The sequence below is a fragment of the Sphingomonas leidyi genome (genome assembly GCF_011761945.1).
Taxonomy (GTDB): domain Bacteria; phylum Pseudomonadota; class Alphaproteobacteria; order Sphingomonadales; family Sphingomonadaceae; genus Sphingomonas; species Sphingomonas leidyi.
This window is the reverse complement of sequence record NZ_JAASQV010000001.1, coordinates 731949-757996: the sequence shown is the minus strand read 5'-3', so window position 1 is coordinate 757996 and position 26048 is coordinate 731949. Positions and strand designations below refer to the sequence as shown.

General features: G+C 67.6%; 27 protein-coding genes and 1 tRNA gene. 12 read left to right on the top strand and 16 right to left on the bottom strand.

Features of this window, described 5'->3' with window-relative positions:
- On the top strand, positions 1-1338 hold the full coding sequence (locus tag FHR20_RS03785) for a sensor histidine kinase (protein ID WP_167298285.1): 1338 nt from the start codon (positions 1-3) through the stop codon (positions 1336-1338).
- A 77-nt stretch (positions 1339-1415) separates the two neighbouring features.
- Here FHR20_RS03785 and FHR20_RS03780 read toward each other — a convergent pair whose 3' ends face one another.
- On the bottom strand, positions 1416-4004 hold the full coding sequence (locus tag FHR20_RS03780) for a TonB-dependent receptor (protein WP_208413387.1): 2589 nt from the start codon (positions 4002-4004) through the stop codon (positions 1416-1418).
- 320 nt (positions 4005-4324) lie between these two features.
- Complete coding sequence (locus FHR20_RS03775; protein ID WP_167298284.1) at positions 4325-5251, bottom strand: glycosyltransferase family 2 protein; 927 nt, start codon at positions 5249-5251, stop codon at positions 4325-4327.
- Positions 5252-5397: 146 nt separating this feature from the next.
- Between FHR20_RS03775 and FHR20_RS03770 the strand changes: the two genes are divergently transcribed.
- On the top strand, positions 5398-5748 hold the full coding sequence (locus FHR20_RS03770; RefSeq protein ID WP_167298283.1) for a hypothetical protein: 351 nt from the start codon (positions 5398-5400) through the stop codon (positions 5746-5748).
- A gap of 62 nt (positions 5749-5810) precedes the next feature.
- On the opposite strand, the gene tig is transcribed toward FHR20_RS03770, so the two are convergent.
- Together tig and FHR20_RS03760 are read right to left on the bottom strand one after the other, a co-directional pair.
- Positions 5811-7403, bottom strand: coding sequence for a trigger factor (tig, locus tag FHR20_RS03765; protein ID WP_167298282.1), 1593 nt, complete (start codon positions 7401-7403; stop codon positions 5811-5813).
- 74 nt (positions 7404-7477) lie between these two features.
- Positions 7478-7562 (bottom strand) — tRNA-Leu (locus FHR20_RS03760).
- 112 nt (positions 7563-7674) lie between these two features.
- Between FHR20_RS03760 and FHR20_RS03755 the strand changes: the two genes are divergently transcribed.
- The 3 genes from FHR20_RS03755 to FHR20_RS03745 are packed head-to-tail and all read left to right on the top strand — an operon-like array spanning position 7675 to position 8772.
- Positions 7675-7872, top strand: coding sequence for a hypothetical protein (locus FHR20_RS03755; RefSeq protein ID WP_167298281.1), 198 nt, complete (start codon positions 7675-7677; stop codon positions 7870-7872).
- Positions 7869-8039, top strand: a complete 171-nt coding sequence (locus FHR20_RS03750; protein WP_167298280.1) for a hypothetical protein — start codon at positions 7869-7871, stop codon at positions 8037-8039. The genes FHR20_RS03755 and FHR20_RS03750 overlap by 4 nt, the downstream gene beginning before the upstream one ends.
- Positions 8040-8052: 13 nt before the next feature.
- Positions 8053-8772 carry a Crp/Fnr family transcriptional regulator gene (locus FHR20_RS03745; RefSeq protein WP_167298279.1) on the top strand — a complete coding sequence of 240 codons (720 nt, stop codon included), beginning with the start codon at positions 8053-8055 and terminating at the stop codon, positions 8770-8772.
- Positions 8773-8781: 9 nt separating this feature from the next.
- Here FHR20_RS03745 and FHR20_RS03740 read toward each other — a convergent pair whose 3' ends face one another.
- Both FHR20_RS03740 and FHR20_RS03735 read right to left on the bottom strand, forming a co-directional pair.
- Entirely contained in the window at positions 8782-9396 is a 615-nt protein-coding gene (locus FHR20_RS03740) for a peptidylprolyl isomerase (RefSeq protein WP_167298278.1), read from the bottom strand.
- A 1-nt stretch (position 9397) separates the two neighbouring features.
- Entirely contained in the window at positions 9398-9715 is a 318-nt protein-coding gene (locus FHR20_RS03735; RefSeq protein WP_167298277.1) for a metalloregulator ArsR/SmtB family transcription factor, read from the bottom strand.
- Between the two features lie 85 nt (positions 9716-9800).
- Between FHR20_RS03735 and FHR20_RS03730 the strand changes: the two genes are divergently transcribed.
- Together FHR20_RS03730 and FHR20_RS03725 are read left to right on the top strand one after the other, a co-directional pair.
- Positions 9801-10715 carry an acyl-CoA desaturase gene (locus FHR20_RS03730; RefSeq protein WP_167298276.1) on the top strand — a complete coding sequence of 305 codons (915 nt, stop codon included), beginning with the start codon at positions 9801-9803 and terminating at the stop codon, positions 10713-10715.
- Positions 10708-11256 carry a hypothetical protein gene (locus FHR20_RS03725; protein WP_167298275.1) on the top strand — a complete coding sequence of 183 codons (549 nt, stop codon included), beginning with the start codon at positions 10708-10710 and terminating at the stop codon, positions 11254-11256. The genes FHR20_RS03730 and FHR20_RS03725 overlap by 8 nt, the downstream gene beginning before the upstream one ends.
- Here FHR20_RS03725 and gatB read toward each other — a convergent pair.
- From gatB to FHR20_RS03705, 4 genes are all read right to left on the bottom strand, one after another.
- Positions 11222-12727 carry an Asp-tRNA(Asn)/Glu-tRNA(Gln) amidotransferase subunit GatB gene (gene gatB / locus FHR20_RS03720; RefSeq protein ID WP_167298274.1) on the bottom strand — a complete coding sequence of 502 codons (1506 nt, stop codon included), beginning with the start codon at positions 12725-12727 and terminating at the stop codon, positions 11222-11224. The two genes, FHR20_RS03725 and gatB, sit on opposite strands and share 35 nt — an antisense overlap.
- A 199-nt stretch (positions 12728-12926) precedes the next feature.
- Positions 12927-14411 carry an Asp-tRNA(Asn)/Glu-tRNA(Gln) amidotransferase subunit GatA gene (gene gatA / locus FHR20_RS03715; protein ID WP_167298273.1) on the bottom strand — a complete coding sequence of 495 codons (1485 nt, stop codon included), beginning with the start codon at positions 14409-14411 and terminating at the stop codon, positions 12927-12929.
- Positions 14408-14695, bottom strand: coding sequence for an Asp-tRNA(Asn)/Glu-tRNA(Gln) amidotransferase subunit GatC (gatC, locus tag FHR20_RS03710; RefSeq protein WP_167298272.1), 288 nt, complete (start codon positions 14693-14695; stop codon positions 14408-14410). Before gatC ends, gatA begins: the two co-directional genes overlap by 4 nt.
- Before the next feature lie 42 nt (positions 14696-14737).
- A complete protein-coding gene (locus FHR20_RS03705) occupies positions 14738-16525 on the bottom strand; it encodes a DUF4153 domain-containing protein (protein WP_167298271.1) in 1788 nt (595 codons plus the stop codon).
- 172 nt (positions 16526-16697) lie between these two features.
- Here FHR20_RS03705 and FHR20_RS03700 point away from each other — a divergent pair, with 172 nt between their 5' ends.
- Together FHR20_RS03700 and ruvX are read left to right on the top strand one after the other, a co-directional pair.
- The gene (locus tag FHR20_RS03700) at positions 16698-17807 is read left to right on the top strand and encodes a DUF3089 domain-containing protein (protein WP_167298270.1); all 1110 of its coding nucleotides are present in this window, start codon (positions 16698-16700) and stop codon (positions 17805-17807) included.
- A 60-nt stretch (positions 17808-17867) separates the two neighbouring features.
- A complete protein-coding gene (ruvX, locus tag FHR20_RS03695) occupies positions 17868-18329 on the top strand; it encodes a Holliday junction resolvase RuvX (RefSeq protein ID WP_167298269.1) in 462 nt (153 codons plus the stop codon).
- Positions 18330-18360: 31 nt separating this feature from the next.
- On the opposite strand, the gene FHR20_RS03690 is transcribed toward ruvX, so the two are convergent.
- Complete coding sequence (locus FHR20_RS03690; RefSeq protein WP_167298268.1) at positions 18361-19149, bottom strand: hypothetical protein; 789 nt, start codon at positions 19147-19149, stop codon at positions 18361-18363.
- 151 nt (positions 19150-19300) lie between these two features.
- Between FHR20_RS03690 and FHR20_RS03685 the strand changes: the two genes are divergently transcribed.
- Together FHR20_RS03685 and FHR20_RS03680 are read left to right on the top strand one after the other, a co-directional pair.
- A complete protein-coding gene (locus FHR20_RS03685) occupies positions 19301-20290 on the top strand; it encodes an aspartate carbamoyltransferase catalytic subunit (RefSeq protein ID WP_167298267.1) in 990 nt (329 codons plus the stop codon).
- Positions 20287-21477, top strand: a complete 1191-nt coding sequence (locus FHR20_RS03680; protein WP_167298266.1) for a dihydroorotase — start codon at positions 20287-20289, stop codon at positions 21475-21477. Before FHR20_RS03685 ends, FHR20_RS03680 begins: the two co-directional genes overlap by 4 nt.
- Positions 21478-21504: 27 nt before the next feature.
- On the opposite strand, the gene FHR20_RS03675 is transcribed toward FHR20_RS03680, so the two are convergent.
- From FHR20_RS03675 to FHR20_RS03655, 5 genes are all read right to left on the bottom strand, one after another.
- The gene (locus tag FHR20_RS03675; RefSeq protein ID WP_167298265.1) at positions 21505-21891 is read right to left on the bottom strand and encodes a DUF1801 domain-containing protein; all 387 of its coding nucleotides are present in this window, start codon (positions 21889-21891) and stop codon (positions 21505-21507) included.
- On the bottom strand, positions 21888-22073 hold the full coding sequence (locus tag FHR20_RS03670) for a hypothetical protein (RefSeq protein ID WP_167298264.1): 186 nt from the start codon (positions 22071-22073) through the stop codon (positions 21888-21890). The genes FHR20_RS03675 and FHR20_RS03670 overlap by 4 nt, the downstream gene beginning before the upstream one ends.
- Positions 22074-22213: 140 nt before the next feature.
- Positions 22214-23584: an SPOR domain-containing protein gene (locus FHR20_RS03665; protein ID WP_167298263.1), complete on the bottom strand. Its 1371-nt coding sequence runs from the start codon at positions 23582-23584 to the stop codon at positions 22214-22216.
- Positions 23585-23595: 11 nt separating this feature from the next.
- Positions 23596-24171, bottom strand: coding sequence for a hypothetical protein (locus tag FHR20_RS03660; protein WP_167298262.1), 576 nt, complete (start codon positions 24169-24171; stop codon positions 23596-23598).
- A complete protein-coding gene (locus FHR20_RS03655) occupies positions 24171-24884 on the bottom strand; it encodes a ParA family protein (RefSeq protein ID WP_167298261.1) in 714 nt (237 codons plus the stop codon). Before FHR20_RS03655 ends, FHR20_RS03660 begins: the two co-directional genes overlap by 1 nt.
- Positions 24885-25061: 177 nt before the next feature.
- Between FHR20_RS03655 and FHR20_RS03650 the strand changes: the two genes are divergently transcribed.
- Positions 25062-26009, top strand: a complete 948-nt coding sequence (locus tag FHR20_RS03650; RefSeq protein WP_167298260.1) for an SPOR domain-containing protein — start codon at positions 25062-25064, stop codon at positions 26007-26009.
- Positions 26010-26048: the final 39 nt, after the last annotated feature.

The following is a 26048-nucleotide window of genomic DNA, read 5'->3' as shown; positions in this document are numbered from 1 at the left end:
ATGACGTCGCCTCGCTCGCTACGGGCGATCGCGCTCGCCTTCCTCACCGCCATAGCGCTTGCCACGGTGCTGACTTGCGCCGGTGTCTATCTGGCGCTCGTCGGCGCGATCGACCGGCAAGTGGACAAGCGGCTGCAGGGACAAGCCGCCGAACTGCTCGCCGACAATCCGGACCAGCCGCTGCTGATGCACCGGATCGCGCAGGAAACGCGGCGACGCGACAGCGGCGACATCGGCTTCCTGCTGATCGATGCACGAGGCCGGCACCTGGCCGGCAACATCGCGCCCGCGCACGGCTTTCCCCAGGGCCTCTCGACGATCGATCGGAGTGCCGGCATCCACGGCCTCACGCGCGGGCGGGCGCTGGTGCACGCGTTGCCGAACGGCCTGACGCTGGCATTGGCGGCAGAGAGCGAGCCGATCGATCATCACGATTCGCATCGCATGCTGATCCTCGCATCGGGCTTCGGCACGATCCTGCTGCTCGTGGCGCTGGGCACGCTGGCCCTCGGCCTTGCCATCCGGCGCAACATCGGCGCGGTACGCCATGCGGCGGAGGCGATCGTCGACGGCGACCTGCGCGCGCGCGTGCCGGTCGAGCGGGCGGGCTCCGCCTTTGGCCGGCAGGCGGAGGCCTTCAATCACATGCTCGACCGGATCGAGGCGCTGATGACCAGCCTCTCCCAGATATCCAACGACATCGCGCATGACCTGCGCACGCCGCTGGCCCGGCTCCACGGCCAGCTGGCTCGGCTCGCTGCCGAGCCCGGCGCCGATGCGCTCCGCCCCCAGGTCGAGGAAGCGATGGCGCAGAGCGAGGAGATATTGGCGATGTTCGCCGCGATCCTGCGCATCACCGAAGTGGAGGGTGGCGATCGCCGGGCGATGTTCCGCCGGCTGGACCTGGCCGAGATCGCCGCCGGCGCTGCCGAGGCGATCGAGGCCCTGGCGGACGAGAAGGGACAGAAGCTGCGCCTCGGCCCCTGGGACTCCGCACCGATCGAGGGGGACGCGCGGCTGCTCACCCAACTCGTCGTCAACCTGATCGAGAATGCGGTCAACCACACTCCGCCGGGCTCGACCCTCGCGGTGTCGGTGACGCGAGAGAGCGACGGTGCCGTCCTCACCGTCGCCGATGACGGCCCCGGCATCGCCCCGGCCGAGCATGCGCTCGCGCTCCGCCGCTTCGGCCGGCTCGAACATAGCCGGAACCGCCCGGGGCACGGCCTCGGCCTGCCCCTGGTCCAGGCGATCGCCGCGCTCCATCGCGGCGCGCTCGAGCTGGTGGACAACCGGCCGGGCCTGCGCGTCCGCGTCCGCCTGCCGCTCGCCCCATGAGAAACGGCCCGGACGGATGACCGTCCGGGCCGCCATTCCCGCGATCCGCTCCCCGGCTCGCCGCCGGGGACCGGGGATCAGAACTTGACGCTGGCTTCCGCGCCGAAGGTGCGCGGCGGGTTGAAATTGGCATAGTCGCCCAGGATGCCGCCATAGTTGGTCGAGACCAGGGTGGCGCCATTATAGTTGTACACCGGCGACGAGTTCGCATTCGACCGGCGATAGATATAGGTGTTGTCGAACAGGTTGCGCGCCCACAGCGACAGAGTCACCTGCGCGCTGTCGTTCATCTTGATATCCGCCAGCGCGATGCGGCCGTTCACGACGAAGCTCGGATCCGTCTTGGTCGGCTCGAGCTGGAAGCTGTACTGGCTGCTGGCATAGTTGGCATCGAGGTGCAGGCGCAGATTGGCGCCGTTCGCGATGGTGAGCGGCAGCACATAGTCGATCGCGCCCGACGCTGCGTTCTTCGGCGTGTAGACGATGTAGAGCTGCTGCGGCAGGCCGCCGGTGAACGGGTTCACTGCCGAAGGCGCCTTCCAATAGGTATAGGCATAGGAAGCCGACAACGTCAGGCCGGCCGTCGGCTTCACCGTCAGATCGGCTTCGATGCCGCGGATCTTGGTGTTGCCGGCATTCTGGGTCTGTTCGATGTGCGCGCCGTTGGTCGGGTTCGGAACCGCGGTGCCGTTGGGCAGCGTGATGGTCGCGGCAGTGTCGAACAGGTCGAAGTCGAACTGCGTGTTGCTGCGATCCATGATGTAGCCGGCAATGTTGAAGCGGGCATGATGGTCGAAGAAGTCCATCTTCGCCCCGATCTCGTACGACTTCACCGATTCCGGACCAAAGGCGTTGAAGCTCTGCGAACGGTCGTTGGCGCCGCCGGCGCGGAAGCCGGTCGAATATTTGGCGTAGAGATGGACGTCCTGCGTCGCGTCATATGCGATGTTGAACATCGGATCGAAGCGGCTGATGCTGTTCTCGAAGGTGAAGCCCTGCACCGCGTTGTTCACCACGTAGAGCGCGCCGTGGCGCTTGTCCTTGGTGAAGCGGCCGCCGGCGGTGAAGTGCAGCCCGGTGCCTTCCGGCGAGAAGGTCAGGTTGCCGAACGCCGAGTAGTTGTGGTCCCAGGCCTTGCTGGCGCGCGTGATGAACTGGCAGCTGTTCGTGAACTGCGGGACGGTGGCCGCCAGGGTGTTCACGCAGGAGGCGGCATAGGGCTGGTAGCCCGAATTCGCGCTGGTGACGGTGCCGGTGACGATGGGGCTGCGGATGGTGTAGGCCGTGCCGTCCGCGTTCCACAGGTTGCTGAGCGGCGTCGCGGCATATTCGGTCGCATGCTCGGTGAAATAATAGGCGCCGAGGACGAAATCGAACTGATCGAAGCTGCCCACCGCCTGGAATTCCTGGCTGAACTGGTGCTGCTTCAGGAACGAGAGGCTGTAGCGGCTGAAATTGGCGTTCGGCGCATAGGTGCTGCGCTCCGGACCGCCCGAATTGTCCCACTGATCGGTGCTGACGCCGCGCCAGGCGGTGATCGAGCGCAGTTCGAGGCCCGGGGCGACCTTGTACTTCAGGTTCGACGTGAAGCCGTGCGTGATGTCGACGCTCGGCTGCTGCGGCACGCCGACATCGGCGACCTTCTGACGCTCCGGGTGCACGCCGACCGCGGGCGCAAGCGGCGCAACGCAGGGAAGACGGCCAGCCGCGGCCTGGGCCGCGGTGATGGTGCCGCCGCAAGCGGTAGCGGTGCCCGGCAGATACAGGGTGGTGCCGATCGTACCGCCCGCCGGCGTATAGGTGCCGACGGTGTAGTTGTTCGGATTGTAGTTGATCAGCTGGCTGAACTGCGGGGTGTTCTCGTCCTTCGCATAATCATAGGAGAAGTCCGCGGTCAGGCCCTCGAACGGGGTCCAGCGCGCCGCCGCGCGGCCGCCCTTGCGATCGTAATAGTTCCAGCCGACCGAGCCCGCGAGCGGATCCTTCACCGTCGGATCCTGATGCTGGTACACCCCGTCGAACTTCAGCGCGATGTTGAAGAACGCCGGCAGGTCGAGATGGATGTCCGCGTTGCGGCTGCCATAATTGCCGATGCCGGCGGTCATGCGCGCGCCGAACTCGCCGGTGGGCGCCTTGGTGACCATCGAGAGCGCGCCGCCTTCGGTGTTGCGGCCGAACAACGTGCCCTGGGGGCCCTTCAGCACTTCGATGCGCTCGATGTCGAACAGCGCGGCGTTGAGGCCCTGAGTCTTGCCGAGGGCGACGCCGTCGATATAGACGCTGACGCCGCCGTCGCGGGCCGTCTGGTTCTGGTCATAGGGGACGATGCCGCGGATGCCGATGGTCAGCGCCGACTGGCGTGCCTCGAACGTGGCGACGCGCAGCGACGGCACCGTACCGTCGGCCAGGTTGAACAGGCTCTGGACGTGGCGATCCTGCAGCGCCTCGGTGCTCAGCACCGAAATCGAGATCGGCGTTTGCTGCAGATTGGTCTCGCGACGCTGCGCCGTGACGATGATCTCGCCGAGGCCACCCTGATCATTGCCGTCGGCCTGGGCGGACGTCGTCGTCGCCGTCTGGTCCTGCGCCAGCGCGGGCATCGCGGACAACGCGAACAAGGTCGCGCCCGCGAGCAGCGACAGACGGAAGCGGGAAACATTCTGCATATGGGTAACCCCCTTCAGGTTTATTCCTGATCGAGGCGCCCCTACGCATTGCAGTTGGCATTATTGTTACAACGATAGCAGCATATAAGTAATGCTTATTTCATTTTCGTTTCATTTAACGAGAATCAAACAATGAATTCAGTAAAGTCTATGAAATCTTCAATAATCATACCCGATCATCGGGCAGTGATGATCGAAGTTTCTTTTTCGATCGAGCGAACCTTTGAAGACATACGCCCATGGATGGCCGATCCGACAAGGTAGACCTTATCAGATCGAATATTCGAGCAACGCTGCAAGCCTCGATTCGCGGCGACCGCCTATTTGAGCGGCCCAGGTTGCGCCAGATAGGCGAGCCGCCGCACCTCGCGCCGCCCGCGCACCACCGTGTCGAGGATCAGCCCGGTGAACAGGTTCAGGAAGGAGAGGATCATCAATCCCGTCGCCAGGATCGCCGTGGGGAAACGCGGCACGAGGCCGGTCTCGAACCAGGTGACGGCGAGCGGGATGCTGAGCCCCACCGCCAGCGCGGCGAACACGGTGGCGATCCAGCCGAAGAACAGCATCGGCCGCTCGATCCGGTAGAGCACCGCGATCGTCTTCAGGATGCGCCAGCCGTCGCGATAGGTGCTTAGCTTGGACTCCGATCCCTCGGGCCTGGCGAAATAGCGCGTCTCCACCTCGCCCACCGGCATCTTCAGCTCCAGCGCATGAACGCTGATCTCGGTCTCGATCTCGAAGCCGGCGGAAAGCACCGGGAAGCTCTTCACGAAGCGGCGCGAGAAGACGCGGTAGCCCGAGAAGATGTCCGTGAAGCTGCGGCCGAACAGCTTGGCGAGGATGCCGGTCATCATCCGGTTGCCGAGCACATGCCCGCGGCGATACGCCTCCGCCGCCTCGTGCACGCGGGTGCCGACGATCATGTCGAGCCCCTCCTCCGCCACGCGCGCCACCATGGCGGGGGCCGAGGCCGGATCATAGGTCGCATCGCCGTCCGCCATCACATAGATGTCGGCCTCGACATCGGCGAACATCCGGCGGACGACATTGCCCTTGCCCTGCATCCGTTCGCTGCGGACCACGGCACCGGCCGCTCGCGCGACTTCGATCGTCCGGTCGCGGCTGTTGTTGTCATAGACGTAGATGGCCGCATCCGGCAGCACCTTGCGGAACCCCTCGATCGTCTGCGCGATCGCGGCTTCTTCATTGTAGCAGGGCAGGATCACGGCGACGGTCGGCTTGCTCATGCGCCAGCCATAGGGCCGAAACGGTTACGGTTCGATATCAATTTCACTTGGCGGGGATTGGTGCCCCGAGCATGCTTCCCGGCGGGAGAGCGAGAATGAAAACGCACAGGCTCTGACCACTGACATCGGCAACCATCGCAAGGGTGATGATCGATGCCGCCACCAACCCAGTGCTGCTGATCGCCTATCACCTGTGGCCCGACCTCTATGAGTTGCACGCCCTTGCCGAGCTGGCCTCCGTCGAGGTCAGGATGGACATGCTGATCCCGACGCTCCTCACGATGTGCGTCTTCGCCTCGTGGGACCTGTGGCTCTTCAGCTTCTTCGACTTGATCATCCTGGGCGTGTTCGCCGGCCCGTTCGCGCTGATGACGATCATCTGGATCCAGTCGGTGACGGGCATCGCCCTCGCCGCCACCGTCATCCCGATGCTGTGGAGGATCGCCCGCGCCCAGGCCGCGCAGCGCGGCCCGGCGCTCACCGACATCTTCAGCTGACAAAGCAAAGGCCCCCGCTCCACAAGGAACGAGGGCCTGAACTTGTCCCGAAGGAGAAAGCCTCAGTCGGCCTTCTTCTTCGCGGGCGCCTTCTTGGCGGGCTTGGCTTCGGCCTCGTCGCCCTCCGCCTTCTTGGCCGGAGCCTTTTTGGCGGCCGGCTTCTTGGCGGGCTCGGCCTCGGCTTCCGCCGGCTCGGCGTCTGCCTTCTTCGCCTTGGCGGCAGGCTTCTTCTCGGCCTTGGCCTCGCCCTCGCCGGCTTCCGCCTTCTTCGACTTGCGCGGCTTGTGGTTGTCGTGGTCGTGGGTGTGCGTGCCGGTGTCGAAGCCGTCATCGCTCTCGATCGCGGCTTCCAGCGCCTCGCGAGTCACTTCGCGGTCCGAGATGTCGGCCTTGTCGAACAGGAAATCGACCACCTTGTCCTCGAACAGCGGCGCGCGCAGCTGGGCGGCGGCCATCGGCTCGTTGCGGACATACTGGTAGAAGCGCTCGCGATCGTTCGGCGAATATTGCGCCGCCGCCTGGGTGATCAGCTGGTTCATCTCGTTGGGCGTGACCTCGACGCCGTTGGCGGTGCCGATCTCCGAGAGCAGCAGGCCCAGGCGCACGCGGCGCTCGGCGATCTTCACATAATCGGCGCGCTCGGCCTCGAGCTCGGCCTTGGCCGCCTCGGGGTCCGCCTCATGCTCGGCTTCGTGCTGGAGCTGGTGCCAGATCTGCTCGAACTCGGCATCGACCATCGAGGGCGGAACCTCGAAGTCATGACCCGCGGCGAGCTGATCGAGCAGCTTGCGCTTCATATAGGTGCGGGTCAGGCCGTTCAGCTGCTGCTCGAGCTGGCCCTTGAGCAGGCCGGTGAGCTGCTCGAGGCTCTGCAGGCCCAGCGTCTTGGCGAAATCATCGTCGATCACGGTCTCGCCGGCAGTCTTCACGGCGGTGATCTTGAGGGCGAACTGCGCCAGCTTGCCGGCCAGGTCGGGCACGCCATAATCGGCCGGGAAGGTGACGTCGATCGTCTTCTCGTCGCCGGACTTCACGCCGACGAGCTGGTCCTCGAAGCCGGGGATCAGGCGGCCGGTGCCGATCTCGACCGACATGTCGGTGCCGGTGCCGCCGTCGAATGCGACGCCGTCGACGCTGCCGGCGAAGTCCATGGTCACCTGGTCGCCCTCGGCGGCCTTGTGCTTGGCCGGCGCATCGGTCCAGGCCTTTTGCTGGCCGGCGAGCTGCTTGAGCTGGACGTTCACTTCGTCATCGCTCACCGGCACGGTCAGGCGCTCGAGCTTCAGGCCGTCGATCGCGGGAGTCGGGACGTCCGGCAGGACCTCCAGCTCGACCTTGATCTCGGCATCGCCGCCGGGCGCATATTCGCCTTCCAGGCTCACCGACGGCGACACGGCCGGGCGCAGCTTGTTGTCGGCGATCAGCTTCTGCACGCCTTCCTGGATCGAGCTGTTGAGCGCGTCCTGCGCGATCGCCTCGCCATGCATCTTGCGGATCAGGTTGGTCGGCACCTTGCCCGGACGGAAGCCCGGCATGCGGACCTGCGGGGCAACCCGCTTGACCTCGGCATCGACCTTCTTGTCGATGTCCTTGGCAGTGATCTTGAGCGTGTAGGCGCGCTTCAGGCCCTCGTTCAACGTCTCGACAGTCTGCATTTTTCTCAGGCTTCCAAACTTCAAGAAAAGGAATTGGCAGGCGTCCGGTGACGCGGGCAAACGAGCGGCGATGCTGGTGCGGGCGAAGGGACTCGAACCCCCACACCTTTCGATACCAGAACCTAAATCTGGCGCGTCTACCAGTTCCGCCACGCCCGCACAGGGCACCGCCGGTCGGCGGGCTCTATAACAGTCGGGGCCTTCATCGCAAGGGCGCAGGCAACTTCATCGCGACACGAAGCGTTGGTCTACCGAAACAAGGAGACCGTTCGTGCCCGTTGAGCCGCCCGTCCAGCCCACCGTGCCGCCCGCCGAGCAGCCTCCCGCGCCGCTTCCGGGCCAGCCGGCGAGCCCGCCTCCCGAACTTGATCCGCCGGTGCCGGACATCGATGTGCCCGCACCGCAACCGGCCACGCCGACGGTGCCCGCGCCCGGCCAGCCGATTGCCCGACAGGGAGAGAGAGGATGAACGACAATGATCGTGAAGACCCGCGCTCCGATCGCACGCGGATCGGCGAACCCCGCGCCGACGCCGTCAAACCGGGCGAAACCGGCAACGGTCATGCGCCGCCGGAGCCCCTAGCGCTATCGGGCCGTACCGGCGACGTGCGGCACCAGGACTTGGATCAGCAGTAAACCCCGGCCATCCATGATCGACAGACATTTGAAAAGGCTCCGGCTGCGCTGCGAAATCAGCGCTCCGGAGGAGGAAGCGCTGCGTGCCGCGGTGCAGGGTCCGTTCGTCCATGCGGCGGAGCAGGTGATCGTGCGCCGCGGCGAGCGGCTGAACAGCTCGATCCTGCTGCTCGACGGCCTGCTCGCGCGGTACAAGGACCTCAGCAACGGCCAGCGCCAGATCACGCACCTGCACGTGCCCGGCGATTTCGCCGACCTGCACGGCTATACGCTGGGCTATCTCGATCACAATGTGATCACCCTCACCCCCTGCCGGATCGCCCGCGCGCCGCACGCCAAGGTGACGGAGATCACCGGCCGCTTCCCGAACCTTGCCCGTGCCTTCTGGTTCTCGACCAATCTCGACGCAAGCATCCACCGCGAATGGGAAGTCTCGCTCGGCCGGCGCAACGCCATCGAGCGTGCCGCGCACCTGCTCTGCGAGCTGCAGTCGCGGCTGCTCGCCGTCGGCGCGGCGGAAGGCAACGGCTTCGGCCTGCCGATCACGCAGAACCAGTTCGCCGAGTGCCTCGGCCTCACCGGGGTGCATGTGAACCGCGTGCTGCGCGAGTTGCGCGAGGCGGGCCTGGCCGATTTTCGCAGCGGGCGGGTGACGATCCACGACCGGCCCAGGCTGGAATCGCTTGCCGAGTTCGACCCGCTCTATTTGTATCTCGACCGGCCGGCGAACTAGCGTCCGCCTCTAGTTCGCAACCCGGCGCGCCGTCAGGATCTTCACCGGCGCTGCCGGAATCTCGCCCTTGAAATAGCCGCCCAGCGTGGCGGTGGGCGAATTGGGGGCGTCGAAGACCTTGAGCACCACGTCCTTGCCGTCGACGACATGGGCAAAGGCCGCATAGCCGAGATTGTCGCCGGGCTTGGTCGGATCGGCGTCGAACGAAGGCTGGTCGCCCAGCAGGATGGTGAAATCGCCGGCGGCGGTGCCGGGCGCGCGGCGGGGCGTCGAAAGCGTGAAATCCGTGTGTTTGATGCCGGTGAGCGTGGTCGGTTCATGCTTGATCGGCGGCAACACCTTGCCCCGCGCATTGTTCACTCCGAACTGCACGAAGCCGAAATGGTCCTGCACCTTCACCACCCGGTAGAAGGGGGCGCCGTCGAGCCGCTTCTGATCGATATAGCGCAGGAAGTTGTTGCCGCTGATCGGCGCGTGGACGGTGTCGACCTCGACGACGATCGTGCCCGCGGCAGTGGTCAGCGCCACGCGCGGCAGCGGCGCCGCGGGACTCGGCGCGGGCGCGGTCTGCGCAAGGACGGGCAGGGCGACCAGGCTCAGCAGGCAAGCGGCGATCCAGCGCATCCTATTCCTTCTCCTCCGAACCCTCCCCCAGCGCCACGCTCTCCCGCTTGAGCGGGCGCGATACCGGGCAGACTTCCTGCACATAGTCGTTCAGCACATTGGCCAGGTGCTCGCGCACCAGCCGGTAATGGACATATTGTCCGCGCTTCTCGCTGGTGACCAGCCCCGCATTCTCCAGCACCGCAAGATGCTGCGACACCGCCGGCTTGGATATCTCGAACCGCGCCGCGATCTCTCCGGCAGTCAGTTCGGCATGGGCCAGATAGGCCAGGATCTTGCGGCGCACGGTGGACGACAGGGCTTCGAAGACGCGTTGCATGGGAAGGTATTTAAGAAATTTCTTCATTGCCTGCCAGTCCAAAGGCGATAATAAAGTAGTTGCTTAAATACCTTTGAGTCGCGCCATGACGGATCCGCATGCAGTGAACCATCTCGTCGAGACGCCGGGAGCCGATCCCGTGGAGGGGCGCGTGCGCTGGGCGCCGGTCCAGTCGCTGTGGAACGGCGGAATGGCGGCAACGACGCTCGTCCTAGCCCCCCTTACCTGCTCGCCCGCCGCGCTGGCGGTGTTCATCGGCACGACCGGCGCCACGCTGCTGCTCGGCCATTCGGTCGGCTATCACCGGCGGCTGATCCACAAGAGCTTCGGCTGCGCGCCCTGGCTCGAGCGCCTGCTCGTCTGGTTCGGCGCGCTGGTCGGCATGAGCGGCCCGTTCGCGATCATCCGCACGCACGATTTGCGCGACTGGGCGCAGCGCCGCGCCGATTGCCACCCCTATCTCAGCCACGCCAGCCGCCCAGCAAGAGATGCCTGGTGGCAGCTCCATTGCCGCCTGGAGCTCGATTCGCCGCCACGCTTCGATCTTGGCCGCATCGGCCGCGATCCCTTCTACCGCTTCCTCGAAGCCAGCTGGATGGCGCAGCAGCTGCCCGTCGCGGCCTTGCTCTATTGGGCGGGCGGCTGGAGCTTCGTCGTGTGGGGCGTCTGTGCCCGCGTCTTCGTGTGCGTGCACGGCCATTGGCTGGTCGGCCATCTGGCCCATAATCGCGGGCCGCAGCGCTGGATCGTTGCGGATGCCGGCGTCCAGGCGCACGACGTGCCCTGGGCCGGGCTGATCACGATGGGCGAGGCCTGGCACAACAACCACCACGCCTTCCCCGGCTCGGCGAAGATCGGGCTCTATCCGGGCCAGAGTGACCTCGGCTACGCCTTCATCCGCCTGCTGGAGCGCGCCGGCCTGGCCTGGGACGTGCGGACGCCCGAGTTCGCGCCGGAACGCAGCAACAAGCTGCTGCGCCAGGAGAAGCTGCATGCGTAACATCATAATGCTCTTCTTGGCGTGCGCCGCCTGCGATACTGCGCCTCAGCGCGAAAGCAGGCGCACCGTCGCGGCGTTCGAGGTCCCGCTGCCCGATGCCGCCGAACGAGATGCGTTTCTGGCCCTGCTGCGCCACGAGGCCGAAGCAAGCGGGTTTCACCTCGACGCCGCCACGCCGGAAGAGCTTCAGCGCTTGTCCGAAGTATCGCCGATCACCCTGAACGCGACGATCTGGCGGGGAAAGGAGGACCGGGAGATCGTTGCCTCGGCCATGGACTATCGCGATAATCTCGGCCGAATCTGGATCAGCTTCGCCAAAGGCGAAGATCCGAAAGGTTTCGCCCGGTTCCGGCAGCACCTGATGCAAAGCGTGGCTCGGCGCTGGCCGGGAACGCTATCGCTCCCGATAATGCCAACGGGAGCGATCCCGCTTCCCGCCGACCTGATCCGCACACCGTCAGGCTATGCGGTCAATCCCGCCGAGAAGGCGAGATACGACCTCCCGCCTACCCCGCCAGCGCCTTCTTCAGCAGTTCGTTGACCACTGCCGGATTGGCCTTGCCGCCCATCGCCTTCATCGTCTGGCCGACGAAGAAGCCGAACAGGGCCTCCTTGCCGCCGCGATACTGCTCGAGCTGGCCGGGATTCTTCGCCAGCACCTCGGCGATCACCGCCTCGATCGCGCCGGTGTCGCTGGTCTGCTTCAGCCCGCGCTCCTCGACGATCCTGCCTGCCGGCTCGCCCGTCTCGAGCATGATCTCGAACACCTGCTTGGCGAGCGGCCCGGAAAGCGTGCCGTCCGCGGCAAGCGCGAGCAGCTCGGCGCCCTGTTCGGGGCTGACCGGGCTCGCGTCCAGATCCTTGCCGAGCCGGTTGAGCGCGCCATAGAGATCCGAGAGCAGCCAGTTGGCCGCGGCGCGCGCGACTTCGTTCTCGCCCTTCTTCTGCACCCGTGCGCTTTCGGCGAGCAGCGCCTCGAACCAGCGCGCGGTGTCCGCATCGGCAGTCAGCGTCGCGGCATTATAGGCGCTCAGCCCCAGCGCCTGCTCGTAGCGACGGCGCTTGGCGTCGGGCAGCTCGGGCAGGCTGGCGCGGCATTCCGCCAGGAACGCATCGTCCAGCTCCAGCGGCAGCAGGTCGGGATCGGGGAAATAGCGATAGTCGTGCGCATCTTCCTTCGAGCGCATCGAACGGGTCTCGCCGCGATCGGGATCGAACAGCCGGGTCTCCTGGACGATCCGGCCGCCGCTCTCCAGCACCTCGACCTGGCGGCGCGCCTCGACTTCCACCGTCTGCATGACGAAGCGGACCGAGTTGACGTTCTTGGTCTCGGTGCGCGTGCCGAACTCGGCGCCCGGTTTGCGGACGCTGACGTTCACATCCGCGCGCATCGAGCCCTGGTCCATATTGCCGTCGCAGCTGCCCACATAGCGCAGGATCGCGCGCAGCTTGCTCAGATATGCTCCGGCTTCCTGCGGCGAGCGCATGTCGGGCTTGGACACGATCTCCATCAGCGCCACGCCGGCACGGTTGAGATCGACATAGGAGCGCGACGGATGCTGGTCGTGCATCAGCTTGCCGGCGTCCTGCTCGACATGGATGCGCTCGATGCCGATCGTCTTGACCGCAGCCTCGGGATCCTTGTCGTCCAGGCTGATCTCGATCTGCCCCTCGCCCACCAGCGGGTGGAAGAGCTGGCTGATCTGATAGCCCTGCGGCAGATCGGCGTAGAAATAGTTCTTGCGGTCGAAGCGCGACCATTTGTTGATCACCGCGCCGATCGCCATGCCGGTGCGCACCGCCTGGCGGATGCACTCCTTGTTCGGCGTGGGCAGCATGCCCGGCATCGCCGCATCGATCAGGCTCACCTGGCTGTTCGGCTCCGCGCCGAACGTGGTCGCCGCGCCCGAGAAGAGCTTGGCGTTGGAAGTGACCTGCGCATGGACTTCGAGGCCGATCACGACCTCCCATTCGCCGGTTTCGCCCTGGATGCGGTAGGTGGAATCAGTCATGTTGCTTCTTCTCAGGCTCAGCGCGGCGTCAGCATGGCTGCGACGGCTTTCCAAAATTGATGGTCGTCCAAATCCCCGTCGGCCAGGGCCTATTCCGAAATCTTCCGAGCGTAGCGAAGGGCTCCGTCCATACCGTGCCGCGTCTCCAGCTCATGCGCCTTTCGGCCGACCTCGAGATAATCGACGCCGGCCGCCACGCTCACCACCATGCCTCGGGCCGCGCTGCGAATCCCGCGCGCTGCTCGATCGCCAGGCCGGCATTCAGCACGCCCTGCTCGTCGAGCGGACGGCCGATGATCTGCAATCCGAGCGGAAGGCCACCCGCGTCGAGCCCCCCCGGCACGCTCATCGCCGGCAAGCCGGCGAGGCTCGAAGGCACGGTGAACACGTCGTTGAGGTACATGGCGATCGGATCGGCCGATTTCTCGCCCAGCGCGAACGCGGCGCTCGGCGCGGTCGGCGTCAGCAGCAGGTCGCACATGCTGAAGACGTTCTCGAAGTCGCGCGCGATCAGCGCGCGGACCTTCTGCGCCTGCGTGTAATAGGCATCGTAGAAGCCCGCCGAGAGCACATAGGTGCCGATCAGGATACGCCGCTTCACTTCGTCGCCAAAGCCCGCCGCACGCGTCGCCGCGTACATTTCCTGCAGGTTCTGCCCCTCGGCCAGTTCGCGCAGGCCGTAGCGCACGCCGTCATAGCGGGCGAGGTTCGACGAAGCTTCGGCCGGCGCGATGATGTAATAGGCCGGCAGCGCATATTTGGTGTGGGGCAGCGACACTTCCACCACCTCGGCGCCGGCGTCCTTCACCCAGGCGATGCCCGCTTCCCAGAGCTTGGCGATCTCGGTCGGCGTGCCGTCGATCAGATACTCGGCCGGGATGCCGATCTTCTTGCCGCTCAGGTCCCCGGAGAGATGCTCCTCCCATTTCGGCACCGGCAGCTGGAGCGAGGTCGAATCGCGCGGATCGAAGCCCGCCATGTTCTCGAGCAGGATCGCGCAGTCGCGCACGTCGCGCGCCATCGGTCCCGCCTGGTCGAGCGACGAGGCGAAGGCGACCACGCCATAGCGCGAGCAGCGGCCATAGGTGGGCTTGATGCCGCTGATGCCGGTGAAGGCAGCGGGCTGGCGGATCGAGCCGCCGGTGTCGGTGCCGGTCGCGCCGGGCACGAGCCGCGCGGCGATCGCCGCTGAGCTGCCGCCCGAGGAACCGCCGGGAGCCAGCGGGGCATTGTCGCCGCCGCCGCGCCGCCAGGGCGAGATCACGTTGCCGAAATAGCTCGTCTCGTTCGACGAACCCATCGCGAACTGGTCCATGTTGAGCTTGCCCAGCATGCCGGCGCCCGCGTCCCACAATTTCTGCGAGACCGTCGATTCATAGACGGGTTCGAAGCCCTCCAGGATGTGGCTGGCGGCCGTGGTCTGCACGCCCTTGGTCGCGAACAGGTCCTTCATGCCCAGCGGCACGCCGGAAAGCGGCTTGAGCGGCTCGCCCCTGGCGATCGCTTCGTCGGCAGCCTTGGCGGCGGCCAGCGCGTGCTCGGGAGTCTCGACGATGAAGGCGTTGAGCGCCTTGCCCTTGCTCACCTTGACGATGAACGCGTCGGCGACTTCGCGTGCCGAGAACTTGCCGGTGCGGATGCCGTCGCGAAGGCTCGCGACGCCCAGATCGGTGATGTCGCTCATTCGACCACCTTCGGCACGGTGAAGAAGCCGTGTTCGCCCTGCGGCGCATTCCGGAGAACGGCGTCGCGCTGGTTGCCCTCGGTCACCACATCCTCGCGCAGGCGCAGCACATTGGGGATAACGGCGGTCATCGGCTCGACCGACGAGGTGTCGACCTCGCCGAGCTGCTCGATCCAGCCCAGAATGTTGTTGAGCTCGGGCGCGAGACGCTCGGCATCGGCATCGCTGATCGCGATGCGTGCGAGGCTCGCCACCTTCTTCACGGTTGCGGTATCGACGGACATGGGAGGCGCCTAACAGCCGCGCCTCCCGCCTTCAAGCGCCGCTTATTCGAAGGGCTCGCCCACGGGCACGCCGCCGACAAAGACCTGGCGCCGCTCGACGGGGCGAATCTCGACTCTCCCCGCCGGATAGCCGGCCGCGATCTGCGCGCGCTGCTCCGCGCTCGGCACGAAGCGATCGGCGGCATCCTTCCACGCGCCGTCCGCGAGCACGAAACGATCGCCGCCGCCGCAATAGGTGACGATTCTCCGGGCCTTGCCGTCCTTGTCCAGCATTCCCGCATAGCAACTGTCGGCGAACACCACGGCCTCGGCCGGGTTCGCGACGAGTATCGTGCACAGATTGCCTTGGCGGCATTGATATTTGTCGGCGAGCAGATCGATCAGCCCCCGGGGCACGCTCGCCCCCTCCGGCAGGACGCGGGCATTGTCGAGCACTGCGGATTTCGGGCCCGAACGCGGCGAGCTCTTCACATCGCCCATTTCGAGATCCCAGCGGCTCTCCGCCTTGGCGGCTTCCGCCGCCTTGCCCCGGATCCCGGCATTCTTCGACCTGCGCAGCCGTTCCAGCGCATCGCGCCCGGGCTTGCCGAAGTCGAACGCCAGCGCCCGCCAGTCGAACTTCGCCGCCGAGATCCTGCCCGATTCGAGCCGCCCGACCTGGTCGTCGGTCGATATCCGGTTGAAGTTGATCAGCGGCGTGGCAAGCAGCAACCCCAGGCCGCAGAGCAGGAAGGCAAGCGCCAGGTTCGCCGGCCGGACGCGCACGGTCCAGGCCAGCCGCCCCAGCACCAGCGAGCCCAGATAGGCCGCGCCATAGAGGATCGCGATCCCCACGAACACGATCGCCCAGAGCCGCTCGGGCGTATAGCCATATTGGCCGACACGAAGTCCCGTCGCCACCGCCGCCAACACCGCGAGCGGCAGGATCACCATCGCCAGCAGCATCGCACCATAGCGGAGCAGCCGGTTGCGCCGTTCCTCCTCCGGCCGGTTGCCGATCACCGCATTGGCGAGGATCAGCGCCCCCACCGCGCAACTCAGCAGCAGCGGCGTGGTCGCCGAAGTCGCGTCCCACAGCGCCTGGAGGCCGGTAAAGGGTAACGCGAGCAGGAACAGCCCCAGCCCGATCGCGAGCACCGGCGCCAGCACCGCGAGCACCGTGGCGACGACGCGCTGGAGCAGCCGCACCACGGCGTCATGCTCGCGCAGCAGCCCCAGCGCCGCTCCGAACGCCAGGCCGATCAGCGCGCGGACGAACCAGTTCTTCATCAGCAGTTCGTGGAGCAGCTCGATCTTGATGAGCTGGAACAGGCTGGCGAGGAGCCAGGCCATGACCCACACGATCGCCACGAACAGCCAGCAGGCGAACCACAGCACCACATTCTGCCAGGCATAGTCATGGACCGCGGCATAGGGGGTGCGTGGCGCACCTTCATCGCGCGCGGCCTGGAACAGCGGCGCGGCGACGGCCACGGCGAGCAACAGGCTCATCGTGCGCCAGCCCTCGCTCGCGCTCCACCCGCCCGGCGCGCCGTTCCACCAGGTGACGAAACCCGCCGCCACGCCGATCACCGCCCCGAACGCGATCGAGGTCCACCACAGCCGCCGCTCGATCGTGAAGCCGATCATCGCCGCGAACAGCGTCACGCCGATCAGCGCCGCCGCCTGCAGCGCGCTCCATTCCATGCGGTAGTTCAGGCTGCCGCCCAGGATCAGGTGCGCGGCGACGCCGGTCGCCAGCCCCAGCCCGGCCAGCAGCAAGGGCCGCGCCGCCCAGCCTTCCGGCGCCGCCGCCTCCCCGAACTCCGCCCGCGTCTCGATCTCGTCCATACCCCTCTCCCCTCGCCGACGATGCTCCCGCATCCGGCCGAGGCGGTAAAGTGGATTTCCGGTGCAGAATGGCTGCATCGCGCATGCAAGGTTGCATCCCCGGCAATCGTGCCCCACGGGAATGCGATTGCAACAAATCGGCTCTATGCTGCATTGCACAATGGAGATGGGCTTGGCCCGGAAGTTTCTCTATCTCGTAGTAGGACTCATCGTGCTCGCACTGGCTGCCAACTTCGCCTATCGATTCTGGGGCATCGAGCTGCTCCGCCAGGCATTGGTGCCCAGCGCGGAAGTGGCGCGGCTCTCCGCGCCCGGCGACTATGGCAGGGCCGATCTCTGGCTCGCCCGGCCGGACAAGCCCGGCAATCCGGCGCTATGGACTCCGGACGGCTTCCAGCCGGCGGAGAACCCGCCCGCCGCGGTATTCTTCGTCCACCCGACTTCGTTCCTCGATCGCACGCAGTGGAACGCCCCGCTGAACGACGTCGCCGCCAATGCCCGGGCCGAACTGTTCCTGCGCGGCCAGGCGAGCGCCTTCAATTCCTCGGGCCTGGTCTGGGCGCCGCGATACCGCCAGGCGACCTTCGGCGCCTTCCTCACCAGCAAGGCGCAGGCGCAGCAGGCGCTCGACTTCGCCTATCGCGACGTGCTCGCGGCGTTCGACCAGTTCCTCAAGGAAGCCGGCAACCGCCCGATCATCCTCGCCGGCCACAGCCAGGGCGCGCTCCACCTCAGCCGCCTGCTCGTCGACCGCGTCGCGGGCAAGCCGCTGGCGAAACGAATCGTCGCCGCCTATGTGGTCGGCTGGCCGGTCTCGATCACCGCCGACCTGCCGAAGATGGGCCTGCCCGCATGTTCCGGCCCGGACGAGACCGGCTGCATCCTCTCCTGGCAGAGCTTCGCCGAACCCGCCGATCCCTCGCTGATCCTGGATACCTTCGACCAGACGAACGGCTTCACCGGCCAGCCGCGCAAGGGCACGCCGATGGTCTGCACCAATCCGCTCACCGGCAAGCCCAACGACGGCGCGCCAATGGAGGCCAATCTGGGCGGCCTGCTGCCGAGCAGGGACCTGAGCAGCGCCGTGCTCCAGAAGAACCTCGTTCCCGCGCGCTGCGACGGGCGCGGCTTCCTGATGATCGGCAACAGCCCGCCCGAACTGGGTCCCTATGTGCTGCCGGGCAACAATTATCACGTGTTCGACTACAGCCTGTTCTGGGCGAACGTCCGCGCCGATGCCGAGCGGCGATTGAAGGCCCGGCGCAAGCTCTGGCCGTTCTAAAGTCCCCTGTCCCGTCATCCCTGCCTTCGCGGGAATGACGATTCTGGTTAGAACGGCCCGATGATCACCACCGCCCCCGCCGACTTTCGCGCCACCCTCCCCGCCGGCGGCCGCCTGATCGGCCTCGACGTCGGCACCAAGACGATCGGCACCGCCCTCTGCGATGCCGGCTGGAGCTTCGCGAGCCCGGCGGAGCTGGTCCGCCGCACGAAATTCTCCAAGGACAAGACCGCGCTCCAGGCGCTGATCGCCGTGCAGCAGGTGAAGGGCATCGTCATCGGCCTGCCCCTCAACCTCGACGGCACCGACAGCCCCCGCACCCAGTCCACCCGCGCCTTTGCCCGCAACATGGCCGATCTGGGCTTCCCCATCCTGCTCTGGGACGAGCGCTGGTCCACCGTCGCAGTGGAGCGTACGCTGATCGAGCAGGATTTCAGCCGCGCCCGTCGTGCGGAAATGATCGACAACATGGCCGCCGCCCATATCCTCCAGGCGGCGATCGACGCGCTGGTGAACGCCTGACCGGCTTCCCCTCTCCGGAGGGGAGGGCGACTCAGCCCCGGTCGAACCGCGCGATCAGCCCGTCCAGCGTGCGCGCACCGCGCTCGCCGCGTTCCCGCGTCTTGTAAGTCGAATCCCCGGCGTCCGCCGCCTGCAGCCTGCCGCAGAACCGGCGCACGTCCGCGCCCAGCATCGCCACGTCCGCGCCGATCCGGTCGAGATCCGCGCGGGCCGCCTTGCGCGCCTTGCGCCCGAGCGCGCCTTCCATCCGCCCGCGATGCTCCGCCGCCGCATCGGCAAAGCCGTCCGCCAGCGCCTCCATCTCGGCAATATAGGACAGCGAGACGAGCTGCGCGGACGCATAGCCGAGCTGATCGTCGCCATGCACGGCATTGGCGCCCACGCGCACCGTCGCCTGGCCGAGATAGAGCCGGGTCAGCCCCGCGAGCGTATGCTCGGCCAGTTCGGCCAGCGCCGCGGTATCGGCGAGCAGCGCGGCGTGGCGCGCGTCCACTGCCGGCGCATAGACCGACACCATCCGGGCGAAACGCGCGCCGTCCGATTGCTGCCGTTCGATCGCCCGCCGCGCGCGGATCAGCCGATCGAGCGGCGCCCCGGCATTCTCGCGGAAGAACTGGCGGGACAGCGCCACGACATTCTCCCCGCAATCGCGATGCGCCTGCAACGCGGCCAGCGCCAGCATCCGCCGCAGCGGCCGCCAGCGCGCCCGCTCGACCCGCGCCAGCCACCAGGGCAGCAGCACGAGAACGAGCACCAGCCCCAGCACGAAGAAGAACGCCCCGGCCTGGAACGCCGCCAGCCACGCGGGATCGCGCGTCATCCAACCAACAAAGACAGCCCACCAGCCCTGCACGAACGCTCCCCCCGAAACGCAACGCGGCGGACTTCCTATCCGGCATTTGCGGCAGATGCGAGACTCCGCCGCCTCGCGGCTTGCCTCGCCGGCCCGGCGGGTCTAGGCGACGGCTTTAATGCAAGCCTCCGATCATCGCCCCGCAGCCCAGATAAAGGGCCGCGCCGTCTTCCCGCACCGGCACCTCACCGGGATTGCGGGCCTCCAGCCCCATGAGATCATGTTCCTGCTCGACGAGGCCGAGCAGTGGATCGAAGCGAACCGCACCCGCGCGCGCAGCGACCGGCGGCTCGAGGGCATCACCCAGATCAACGCCTTCTTCGAGAATTCCACTCGCACGCTCCTCTCCTTCGAGATCGCCGGCAAGCGCCTGGGGGCAGACGTGGTCAACATGCACGCAGCGCAAAGCTCGGTGAAGAAGGGCGAGACCCTGATCGACACCGCCGTCACGCTCAACGCGATGCGCGCCGATGTGATCGTGATCCGCCACATGGCCTCGGGCGCGGTGCAGCTGATCGCCGACAAGGTCGATTGCCCGGTGCTCAACGCCGGCGACGGCTGGCACGAGCACCCGACCCAGGCGCTGCTCGACGCGCTCACCATCCGCCGCCGCCGCGGCGCGGTCGCCGGCCAGCGCGTGGTGATCTGCGGCGACCTGCTCCACAGCCGTGTCGCCCGCTCGAACATGTTGGCGCTGACCGCATTGGGCGCGGAGGTCCGCGTGGTCGCACCCTCCACGCTGATGCCCCCGGCGATCGAAGGACTCTACGTCACGCCCTTCGTCGATTTCGACGCCGCGCTGGAAGGCGCCGATGTCGTGATGATGCTCCGCGTCCAGAACGAGCGGATGGCCGGCGGCTTCATCCCCTCCACCCGCGAGTTCCATGCCCGCTATGGCCTCACGCCCGAGCGGCTCGCCCTGGCCAGGCCCGATGCGCTGGTAATGCATCCGGGCCCGATGAACCGCGGCGTAGAGATCGACAGCGCGATCGCCGACCATCCGGAGCGCAGCGCGATCACCGAGCAGGTGGAGATGGGCGTGGCCGTCCGCATGGCCTGTCTGGACGTCCTCACCAGAGCCGAGCGCGGCGTGGAGGGCTGGGCATGAGCCGGGTGTTCGAGAACGTCAAAGTCCTTGGCGGCGGCGCCAGCTTCGCCTTTGACGGCGAAACCGTCGCCACCGAAACTGCCGGCGCCGAGACCATCGACGGCAAGGGCCTCACCCTCGCCCCCGGCATCGTCGACCTGGGCGTGTTCGCCGTGGACCGCGCCGCCTGCCGGGCCGGCGGCATCACTCGAGTCGGGCTGATGCCCGATCAGTCGCCGATCCTCGACGATCCCGGCATCATCCGCCGCGCCGCGCTGATGGGGAAGCCTGACCTGTGGGTCCATCCGCTCGCCGCTGCCACGCGCGGCCTCCAGGGTGCCGACCTGGCCGAGATGGCGATCAACGCGTCGGCGGGCGCCAGGGCCGTCGCCACCGGCCGCCGCTGGATCGCGGACGCGGGCGTGATGCGCAAGGTGCTCGCCTATGCCCGCGATTGCGGCCTTGCCGTCATCGCCCATGCCGAGGATGGCGGGCTCGCGGGCGACGCGGTCGCGACCGAAGGCCTCACCGCCACGCTCCTGGGCCTTGCCGCCGCCCCCGCTATTGCCGAGGCACTGGCGATCGCGCGCGACACGATGCTCGCCGAAGACACCGGCGCCCGCATCCATTTCCGCCAGGTCACCACCGCCGCCGGGCTCGACCTGGTCCGCCAGGCCAAGCGCCGCGGCGTGAAGGTCACCTGCGGCGTCACTCCGGCGCACTGGCTGCTCTCGGACATCGACGTCAGCGACTATCGCACCTATGCCCGCCTCTCGCCGCCGCTGCGCGGCGATGGCGACCGTCAGGCGGTTCGCGCCGCGCTCGCCGACGGCACGATCGACGTGATCGCCTCGGGCCATGATCCGCGCGGGCCCGAGGGCAAGCGCCTTCCCTTCGCCGATGCCGAAGAAGGCATGTCGGGTGCCGAGACGCTGCTCGCCCTGTCGCTCGGCCTGGTCCGCGACGAAGTGCTTACGCTGGAACGCCTCTTCGAGCTGCTCGCCGCCAACCCGGCACGCATCCTCGGCCTGGACGTCGGCACGCTGGACGCCGGCAAGCCGGCCGACTTCATCCTGTTCGATCCCGAAGCACCCTGGGCAATCGACGCCACGCAGATGAAGGCGCGCGCCGGCAACACGCCGTTCGACGGACTGCCGGTGCAGGGCAAGGTCCGCCGCGTCTTCAAGGGCGGGCGGGAGATCGAATAGAGGCGCCGGAGCCCCGCTCCTGGACCGTCACCCCCTCGCCGGCCTGGCCAGGTTCGCCGCCACCGCCTCGCGGATCAGCGCCTTGAGCGCCTCCGCATCGATCGTCTCGCCCTCATGGATGTCGATCGCGCGGCGGACATTCCCGTCCAGGCTCGCATTGAACAGCCCCCCGGGATCCGCCAGGGCCGCGCCCTTGGCGAAGGTCAGCTTCACCGCTGCCTTGTAGGTCTCGCCGGTGCAGAGAATGCCGGCATGTTCCCACACCGGCACGCCGCGCCACTTCCACGCCTCTTCCACCTCGGGATCGGCTTCGCGGATGATTGCCCGCACCCGTGCCAATGTCGCGCCGCGCCAGTCGTCCAGGGCGGCGATGCGGGCGTCGATCTGCTCGGCGGCGGTCTTGTCTTCGCTCATGCGTTCCTCGCGAGATAGGGCCGGGCGAACATGTAGAGCCCCGTCGGCAGCAGCACCAGCAGCGGGATCACCGCGACCAGCCCGAGCCACATCGCATTGCTCCCCATGATCACCGCGACGATGTTCACGATCGCAGCGATGCTGAAGACGATTCCGGTCCAACGATGAATCTGGCGGATCATGACTGCCTCTCCGTAAAATACATAACCATTCGGCTATGCATTTCTCATAACCATCAGGTTATCCGTTCGTCAAGCGCGAGAAAAAGGCCGAGGCGTTGCCGCCCCGGCCTCTCTTTTCCCGATGGGAGAGGGAAACTCGTTCAGCGCGAAGCCAGGCGCGTGCCCGACTTGGCCCAGGCCGCCAGCGCGTCGCCCGCGCCGGCGCGCACGAAGCAGGTCTGGCCACTCGCCTTCACCTGGCGGCACAGCGCCTCGGCGTCGCCGCGGCCATAGCCGCCCACCGACAGGCGATAGAAGCTGCCGGCCCGGGTCGAGACCTTGGCGCCATAGGGCGTCTGGCCCGAAAGCGCCGGCACCCGGGCCCCGAAGCGGCTCCACGCGTCGCGGGCTACCGCCGGGTTCGCATAGGCGCCGAGCTGGACGAAGAAATTGCCGCGCGACGGCCTGGCCGACGCGACCTTCTCGATCGCCGGTGCGCGCGCACTCGGCGATGCGATGGCGACGGGCGCGCGGACCGCGGCGGCGGGAACCGCCTGCACCACTTCCTCGCGCGGGCCGAATACGACGCCGCCATTGGTGCCGGCGACCGGCGCGACCTCGACCGCGGCCGTCGCGGTTACGGAAGCGGCCGCGGCGGCGCCGCCGGTCTCGACTGCGACTGCCTGGGCATTGGCCGGAACGCCCGGCATGTAGCTGTCGACCGCGTCCTGCGCCGGCACGGTCTGCACCGGCTGAGTCGCGGCGGCGGCGAGCATCACGTTCTGCTGGGCGAGCGCGAGGCGGACCGGCTGGCCGGCGTCCTGCACCGGCGTCACGCCGAGCAACGACGCAACCTGGTCATAGGCGTTGGTCGGGCGGGCGAAGTTCACCCATTGCATCATGCGCGCACCGATCTGGTCGGGCGCCACGTCGACCGCGGCGACTTGCTTGGCTTCGGCCCAACGGCCCGAGAGCGCCAGCGCGAGCGCTAGATTCTGGCGGGTCTTGGCAGTGGCGTCCTCGGCCCGGGCGGCGGGCTCCAGTATCTCGACCGCCTTCACCGGATCGCCGGCCAGCGCGAAGGCAAGGCCGCGATCGGCGGCGGGGATCGTACCTTCATGCGCCTGCAGCATCGCACGCGCGCCCGGCCAGTCGCCGCCCGCGATCTTGGCGAGAACGAGGTTGAGCGCCACCCGGCCGTCGCCGGGGTTGAGCGTCAGGGCGTCGCCCAGCGCCTGGTTCGCAGAGGCGAAGCGGCCGGAGAGCAGATAGGCCTGGCCCAGCAGCGCGCGATACTCGGCATTCTGCGGATCATTGGCCACCGCCGCCTCGGCGTGCGCAACCGCGTCGCCGGCCTTGCGCCGGGCGATCGCCTTGCGCGCCTGGCCGGCTTCCTGCGCCGCCTTCTTCGCATTGGGCGCGTCGGTCGCGAAGGCCGAGAGCACGAAGCCCTGGGTCGCGATGCCGGCTGCCAGCGTGCCGCCGGCCGCGAGCGCCGAGAGGCCGATCACGAGCTTGCTACGGGTCTTCATCATCCGTTCCTTCAACGGTTCCCGGCCGGGTCGACCTGACGCGCGAGCGTCTCGACCTCGGTCAGCGATTCGAGAAAGGCGTCGAGCGCCTCGGTCACGAGCTGTTGCGCCGAACGATTGGTGACCGCCGATGCGAGGCGCAGGCGCAGATGCCGGTCATTGTCGAGACGGAGCGTGAACGCCGCCTTGGATTTCCGCGCCACTTCGCGGGCGAGCCGTTCGGCGGCAGCCGGAGCCAGCGCGGCGCGCGGCGCGACCGGAGCGGACGACGGCGCGGTCGCGGCCACGGGCGCCGGTACCGGCGGAGCGGCAACCGGCTCGGGCGCACTGAACCGTTCGTCGAGCTGCTCGATCTGGCGCAGTACCTGCGGCTTGGGTGCCGGCATCGGCGCCGGCTCGGGCGCGAATTGCTGAGCATGGTGCGCATGGGCGTGATCGTCACCCATATCGTTCCAGCCGAGATCCTCCTGGGCGGTCGCCGGATTGAGGCCGACGAAACCCTGCGGGCGCATCGCCGGGCGTGCCTGGCCCTTGCGGGCGAGCAGGCTCGAGGAGAGCGAGGCAGTGGGCTTGGGAGTGCCGAACATCAGCTCACCACCCTGCGGCCGAAGCCGCCAGCCGGGCGCGGCACGCCGAATTGATTGACCGCGGTCGGCGCAGCGAAGACGGTACGGCGGAAATTCTTCTCCAGCCGGTCGTTGATATAGGTCCACAGCGCGGCGACCTCACCGGCCGAGCGGCCGTTCGGATCGACTTCCATCACGGTGCGCCCGTCGATCATCGAGGCGGCGAAATCGGTGCGGTGATGCAGCGTGATCGGCGCGACGGTGCCATGCTGCGACAGCGCCACCGCGGCCTCGCTGGTGATCCGGGCCTTGGGCGTGGCGGCGTTGACGACGAAGATCAGCGGCTTGCCCGCGCGGTCGCACAGATCGACCGTGGCGCCCACGGCACGCAGGTCGTGCGGCGACGGGCGCGTCGGGATCACGATCAGCTCGGCCACCGCGATCACGCTCTGGATCGCCATGGTGATGGCCGGCGGCGTGTCGATCACCGCGAGCTTGAAGCCCTGCTGGCGCAGGATCTCGAGGTCCGAGGCCAGCCGCGCAACCGTGGTCTGCGCAAAGGCCGGAAGATCCGTCTCGCGCTCGTTCCACCAATCGGCGAGCGAGCCCTGCGGATCGATGTCGATCAGCACGACCGGGCCGCACCCGGCCCGTTCCGCCTGCACGGCGAGATGGCCCGACAAGGTCGTCTTGCCGGATCCGCCCTTCTGCGATGCCATCGCGAGAACGCGCATGAACCCCCTCGAAATACCAGTTACCCGAGGGTGGGGATGCCATGCCGGCGTCTAAGAATGCGTTAACGGCGTTCCGCCCCGGGATTCTCCGTACGTGCGGCCGGGTAAGGATTTCTTTCACAAACGATGGTTAACTGGCATTTATCCAATCTTGCCGGGGCGGGAGTCGAAGGTCGCATGAAGCTTCTCGGGTTGATCGCTGTTGCCGGGATGGCGCTCGCCGCCCCGCTTGCGCTCGCGCAGGAGAATCCGGTCAAGGCCGGGGTCGAGGCATGGGAGCGCGGCGACTATAAGGGCGCGGTCGATCGCTGGCGCAGCCCGGCGATGAAGGGCGATGCCGATGCGCAGTTCAACCTCGGCCAGGCCTATAAGCTCGGCCGCGGCGTCACCGCCGATCTGAACCAGGCCGAGCTCTGGTACGGCAAGGCAGCCGCGCAGGGCCATGAGCAGGCCGAGGCGAGCTACGGCCTTGCCCTCTTCGCCAACGGCAAGCGTGACAAGGCCGCCCCCTGGCTCCAGCGCGCCGCCGGCCGCGGCGATCCGCGTGCGCAGTACGTCCTGGGCACGATGTATTTCAACGGCGACGCGGTCCAGAAGGACTGGGTACGCGCCTATGCGCTGGTCACGCGCGCCTCGCAGTCCGGCCTGGCCGAAGCCTCGAGCGCGCTTGCGCAGATGGACAAGTACATGACGGTGCAGGACCGCCAGGCGGGCCTGAGCCTGGCGCGCAAATATGAGGAAGAGGCGAACCGCGCGCCCCTGCCCGGCAAGGCATCGCCCCCGGCAGAAGTCGCGGGCACGGCGCCGCCGCGCACCACGCCCGTCCGCACTCCGCCGCGCACCGGCAGCGCCACCCCGCCGCCCGTCCCGGTCAAGGTCGCCACGGCAGCGCCGCCTCCCGCGGCGATGCGCGACGGCGGCTGGCGCCTCCAGCTCGGCGCGTTCGGCGACCCCGGCAATGCCCGCAAGCTCTGGGGCCAGGTCGGCGCGCGTTTCCCGGGCCGGCAGGTTTACTATGTGAAGGCTGGCACCCTCACCAAGGTGCTGGTCGGCCCCTTTGCCAACCGCGGCGAGGCGGCGAGCGCCTGCCGCGGCGTGAGCCCTTGCGTGCCGGTGAGCCAATAGTCATATCGCGCCTGCAACAGAGATGCGTGTAGGGGCGTT

Bases quoted from the DNA above. Each gene is read 5' to 3' on its own strand.
- FHR20_RS03680 (WP_167298266.1), top strand. From the start codon at position 20,287: ATGAGCCGGGTGTTCGAGAACGTCAAAGTCCTTGGCGGCGGCGCCAGC.
- FHR20_RS03650 (WP_167298260.1), top strand. From the start codon at position 25,062: ATGAAGCTTCTCGGGTTGATCGCTGTTGCCGGGATGGCGCTCGCCGCC.
- FHR20_RS03690 (WP_167298268.1), bottom strand. From the start codon at position 19,149: ATGACGCGCGATCCCGCGTGGCTGGCGGCGTTCCAGGCCGGGGCGTTC.
- FHR20_RS03675 (WP_167298265.1), bottom strand. From the start codon at position 21,891: ATGAGCGAAGACAAGACCGCCGCCGAGCAGATCGACGCCCGCATCGCC.
- FHR20_RS03740 (WP_167298278.1), bottom strand. From the start codon at position 9,396: ATGCGCTGGATCGCCGCTTGCCTGCTGAGCCTGGTCGCCCTGCCCGTC.
- FHR20_RS03730 (WP_167298276.1), top strand. From the start codon at position 9,801: ATGACGGATCCGCATGCAGTGAACCATCTCGTCGAGACGCCGGGAGCC.
- FHR20_RS03780 (WP_208413387.1), bottom strand. From the start codon at position 4,004: ATGCAGAATGTTTCCCGCTTCCGTCTGTCGCTGCTCGCGGGCGCGACC.
- tig (WP_167298282.1), bottom strand. From the start codon at position 7,403: ATGCAGACTGTCGAGACGTTGAACGAGGGCCTGAAGCGCGCCTACACG.
- FHR20_RS03655 (WP_167298261.1), bottom strand. From the start codon at position 24,884: ATGCGCGTTCTCGCGATGGCATCGCAGAAGGGCGGATCCGGCAAGACG.
- ruvX (WP_167298269.1), top strand. From the start codon at position 17,868: ATGATCACCACCGCCCCCGCCGACTTTCGCGCCACCCTCCCCGCCGGC.
- FHR20_RS03750 (WP_167298280.1), top strand. From the start codon at position 7,869: ATGAACGACAATGATCGTGAAGACCCGCGCTCCGATCGCACGCGGATC.
- FHR20_RS03785 (WP_167298285.1), top strand. From the start codon at position 1: ATGACGTCGCCTCGCTCGCTACGGGCGATCGCGCTCGCCTTCCTCACC.
- FHR20_RS03745 (WP_167298279.1), top strand. From the start codon at position 8,053: ATGATCGACAGACATTTGAAAAGGCTCCGGCTGCGCTGCGAAATCAGC.
- gatA (WP_167298273.1), bottom strand. From the start codon at position 14,411: ATGAGCGACATCACCGATCTGGGCGTCGCGAGCCTTCGCGACGGCATC.
- FHR20_RS03770 (WP_167298283.1), top strand. From the start codon at position 5,398: ATGATCGATGCCGCCACCAACCCAGTGCTGCTGATCGCCTATCACCTG.
- FHR20_RS03705 (WP_167298271.1), bottom strand. From the start codon at position 16,525: ATGGACGAGATCGAGACGCGGGCGGAGTTCGGGGAGGCGGCGGCGCCG.
- gatB (WP_167298274.1), bottom strand. From the start codon at position 12,727: ATGACTGATTCCACCTACCGCATCCAGGGCGAAACCGGCGAATGGGAG.
- FHR20_RS03735 (WP_167298277.1), bottom strand. From the start codon at position 9,715: ATGCAACGCGTCTTCGAAGCCCTGTCGTCCACCGTGCGCCGCAAGATC.
- FHR20_RS03725 (WP_167298275.1), top strand. From the start codon at position 10,708: ATGCGTAACATCATAATGCTCTTCTTGGCGTGCGCCGCCTGCGATACT.
- gatC (WP_167298272.1), bottom strand. From the start codon at position 14,695: ATGTCCGTCGATACCGCAACCGTGAAGAAGGTGGCGAGCCTCGCACGC.
- FHR20_RS03665 (WP_167298263.1), bottom strand. From the start codon at position 23,584: ATGAAGACCCGTAGCAAGCTCGTGATCGGCCTCTCGGCGCTCGCGGCC.
- FHR20_RS03670 (WP_167298264.1), bottom strand. From the start codon at position 22,073: ATGATCCGCCAGATTCATCGTTGGACCGGAATCGTCTTCAGCATCGCT.
- FHR20_RS03775 (WP_167298284.1), bottom strand. From the start codon at position 5,251: ATGAGCAAGCCGACCGTCGCCGTGATCCTGCCCTGCTACAATGAAGAA.
- FHR20_RS03685 (WP_167298267.1), top strand. From the start codon at position 19,301: ATGCAAGCCTCCGATCATCGCCCCGCAGCCCAGATAAAGGGCCGCGCC.
- FHR20_RS03660 (WP_167298262.1), bottom strand. From the start codon at position 24,171: ATGTTCGGCACTCCCAAGCCCACTGCCTCGCTCTCCTCGAGCCTGCTC.